The organism is Deltaproteobacteria bacterium (assembly GCA_019309045.1).
Classification (GTDB): Bacteria; Desulfobacterota; Syntrophobacteria; order BM002; family BM002; genus JAFDGZ01.
In genome coordinates, this window is record JAFDGZ010000157.1 from 1 (window position 1) to 4,200 (window position 4,200).

The window sequence follows — 4,200 nt, forward strand, 5'->3', positions numbered from 1 at the left end:
TTGCGGAATCGCTTGAAATTCATTTTGAATGAGGATTGGCACGTGAAGAGGATAAAGGCAGTTCACTAGAACAAAGGAGAACAAATAAGCAGTTTCGATATAGAATCTGTCCTCGGCAGGCCTGATAAATGAGCCACAAGAGCTACCCGGGAGGATAGGCCTCCGACCGCCTTGCAGAGCGGTCGGAGGCGGTGCTGGCTATTCCTCTTGCCAGGAGACTTTGCCGGACTTGGTAGCCCCAGGGTTGGCCTGCTGGATTACGGCGATGGCTCCCGTGCTTATCTGGACGAAGGCCTTGGAACCCTTTTCCCTTCCAGAATGGATATTGGGGGTTATGGTAAGTCCCTTACCCATGTCGATGCTTTTGAGCACTTCCGGGTTGCCGACTTCCGGGTTGCCGTTCGTATCAGTGTTGCCTGTATTGACGCCGATTATTGACCGGGTGTAAGCAGTGCCTGTCAGATAATACAGGGTATAGAGTTTACTGGTACCTTCATATTGACAAATATCATCGTCAGGAATGTAGCTTGTAAAAGTGAGTATGTCGCCCAACAGGGCAGCCTGGCCGAGATTTCTCTCCTTGCTTGTGGAAAAGTTCATCTTCCAGCCATATGCATCTTCAACTGCATCCTTGACTTCATTGAAAGTGACGGCTCCATCGCTGTTGCCATCAAAATCGGCTAGCGGCAAATTGGTGACAACGTCGCCGCCAACGAAGACCTCGGCATTGCTCACATTGGCCAGGTCAGAGGTGTCCACTGAACCCCAGGTCAAACTTTCACCCACGTCCACAACATTATCACTATCAAAATCTGTCCAGGGCTCCTTGACGCCATAGTAGGTCTGTTGACTGGTATCCGTCACGTCATCCCGGTTCATAAAACGGCCGGTGCCAAAAAAGACCCAGGTGTGTCCTTCCCTGTCTCTGGCCACCGTAGGTGCCGTGCTTATCGGCTGCTCTACATCAATGAGGGTGCTGTCTCCAATCCAGTGAGTGGCATCCAGGTCACTGTTGATGACCACTCGCCGCAGCTTTCCTTCCCAATCGCCGGTGCTGCCTGCGACCGTTCCAAAGTAGAGCACATCGATCTTGTAGTCCAGGTCCAGATCTACCGAAACCAGGTCGGATACATAGGAGTCTTCGTCGAGTATGGCGAATGGTTGTGGTGTGGTAGTTTCTTGGCCGCCCTGGTCTATGACCTTTATGGCGCGGTTGCTGTCCGCTCTGGCGAGCTCTTTTAGATCCACCAGATAGAGTTTGCCATGTTGACTGCTTGATACAGTATCCAGAGCATTGCTGTCAGGCCCAACAGCGCCAATCGGACCCGATCCCAGAGCAAGATACCACTTGTTTGCAGTTGTGGCATTTTTTGGATCTAACGTAATAACTGCAGGATAAGAAGTGGTGTATCCGAGTTCGTCGAAGGTTATCTCAGCGAGCAACTTCGGTGGCTGTTCAGGATCGGTAATATCCAGAATAAAGTAGGCCGACTTCATAATAATATCATTGGCTGCATCATAGCTGCCGTCATGATCCCTGTCGGTGCGGATCATACCGCCACCCAATCTCATGCCGCCAACCAGCAGAGTAGCCCAGCCGTAAGGATGGGTGTCACTGGAGGACAGGGTGGGGTCGTAGATCCTGGCATCAAAAACCTTGGGCTTCAGGTCCACGTAATAGACGTGCGAGTAATCCGGCTTGGTTAGCCAGTAGAGATGCGGCAGCAGGTTGAAGGGGACATAGGCCCATAATTCTGTGCCGAGCTCGAAACCACCAGTATCGGTAAAGGGGTTGCCGTCCCCGTCGGTGTCGTTTTTGTCGTAACCCTTCCAGAATTTCTTGGTAGCCGGATCGAAAAAGCCGGCATTGAAGGCGTGCAGCATACCGTCGTTCGCCCCTGCATAGACCACATTACGCCTGTGTCGGTATTTGGCGTAAAAGGCCTTGTATGTCTGATCTCTAAAAAGGAGATCATAGTTCTCTCCAGGGCGGCCCACCAGGGTGGGGGTCGAATGAACAGCATCGCCCAGACGCCAGGTCTCTACCGTACCATCACAGTCGTAGTCCACCTGCCGGCTTCTCATGGCAGGGATCACCGAGGAAGCACCAACTGAAGAATCTGCCTGGTCCTGGCCTCTGATGTAATTGATTTCACGTACGCTCTGAGCGGTCAAGAAGGTACTGAAGTCCGCAGGATCTATGCCAGGAGGAGGTGTAGTGGCATTATAGGCAAAAGGATCGAACAGGTGAAGATAGGGCGATATCAGAGCTGCGTTTGCCTCGGAAAACGCCACCTGTTCGCTACCGTCAAATTTGGCCACCATATCTCCATCAGTATCCAGGAAGGTAAAAATATATCTGTTTTGACTGGGCGTTGCATAGGTCCGTTGGGTGGGTATATTCGCGTCCGGTATCTCGTTCAGCCAGTTGTTCGAACACCAGAGATAATCCACTTCAGTCAGTGGAGCCTGCTCGACGCTTCCCAGAATAGTGTCTACGTCAAAGTCGAGTTTGCCGTTGTTGTTGGTGTCAGTGAATCCCTCGCCAGGCTCGAGCCTGCCGTTGCCGTTGTTGTCAGGAAACTTGTAGGCATAGTTGTTGTGAAAAATAATGATCTTGTCTGCCTGCAGATCGAGGGTGCGATTATTATTGGTATCTTCCCTCATGTTGCCGTAGGCATCCACCAGCAGGGCATGCACCTGTCCTACCCAGCTTATTTCATAGGAGTCCGGATTGCTGCAGTTGGAGTCGTTGAAGCTGGGATAGAAAATCGATTGATAGACGGCGCCTTCACCTGCCCTGGCATTGGATATCACCGAGGCAGCGGTTCCGGATGACACCCGTTTGAAGATCTCCAGGAAGATGCTGTTCAATGTCTGCGAAAGCTCAGCAGCGTCAGAGGCGAGATAGGCATGCCCATTGACATCGGTGCCTCCAGCCACAGCTATATCATCCAGCTTGGAACCAAGGCCCGGGGGAATGGCAAAACCGAGTACGAAGGTCTGAATGTCAAAGGGATTGGCGAAGCCGGCCACCGTGGTGGTGCGGAGCTGCTGCACCTCGTTTACTACTTCCGGGAGCAAACTGTCGGCATCGCCTGTGGCGCCATTCTTGTCAACGCTTGGCAAGCCATCGGTAACCAGGACGACGAAATTTTTCTGACACCAGTACTGTATAGGGGATGGCTGCGGTCCGCCCTGGTTGGTCGGCAGGTTCCCTTCAAAATAGAGGCGGGCAGACTCCAGTGTTCCAGCAATGGGTGTAAGTCCAGCATTTCTAATAGGGGTGTCCAGGTCATTGTTTGGGTGGTCTGCTGAATTGGTGGAGAAGTTGCAAGTATCGAGTTTCTGCTGCAGTGAAACGAGATGGGCGCTGGTGGAATCGGTCACAGGTACATGGAGGTATCCTTTTCCAGGACTGGAATTAGCAAACCAGGTAGGACCAGTGTGCACCCAGGAGAGCTGCTTGCCGAATTCTGTGAAGCCTGCAGCAATATCTTCATCAGTGGGAATGAACGTAGTGTTGAACCAGTGGTTGGTGTAATTATAGGGTGGACTCTCGATTACACCTGCGGTCAAACCAAGTGGTGGATCGCTGATGCCAGTTTTTGCGGTGTAGCAGCGATAGTGGTCATTGCCGCTGTTGCCGTCTTCGGTGAAGTCAGAAGAGTAGCAGAAAGCATTGTTCAGGCTGCCAGAGCTATACATTGGCAGGGCCTGATCATAGTAAATATAGTGTCCTGCATCTGACGGATTGGGATAGCGCATGGTATTGACAGTGTCATCTTTAGGTGCAAATGTGCCGTTCGGGTCATAAGTGGTTGGGTCATAGGCGCAGTAATAGAAGCTGTTGTGCAGTTCGTAGCGCTGAACATTCGTCTGTTGGTATGACATGAGTCCTATGCGCATTCTATCGGCGTTGGCCTGAATAAGAGAAAGTATTGCCTGCCGGGCAATTTCAGACCTGCTGTTTGCCGCTGCACTGCCAACCGCATTGCCCACCACGTCTTCATCCATGCTGTTGGAGTTGTCCAGAATAACCAGCACATTTGGAGTTATCGACTTGGACACATATGGGGGAAAGGCGTCATAATCAGCATTCTGCTCGGCAAAGATTGAGGTAGGAAACAATAAAGTTGCAACCAGAACAGTGACAAGAAAGGCAGCTGCCATGTCTGAATATTTTTTGTAATTTGTCAT

General features: G+C 51.5%; 1 protein-coding gene. It reads right to left on the reverse strand.

What is annotated here, in order from left to right; all coding sequences use genetic code 11:
• Nucleotides 1-198: 198 nt before the first annotated feature.
• Nucleotides 199-4,200 (reverse strand): hypothetical protein (locus JRI89_17015; GenBank protein ID MBW2072931.1); only part of this gene is annotated, 4,002 nt, incomplete at its 5' end.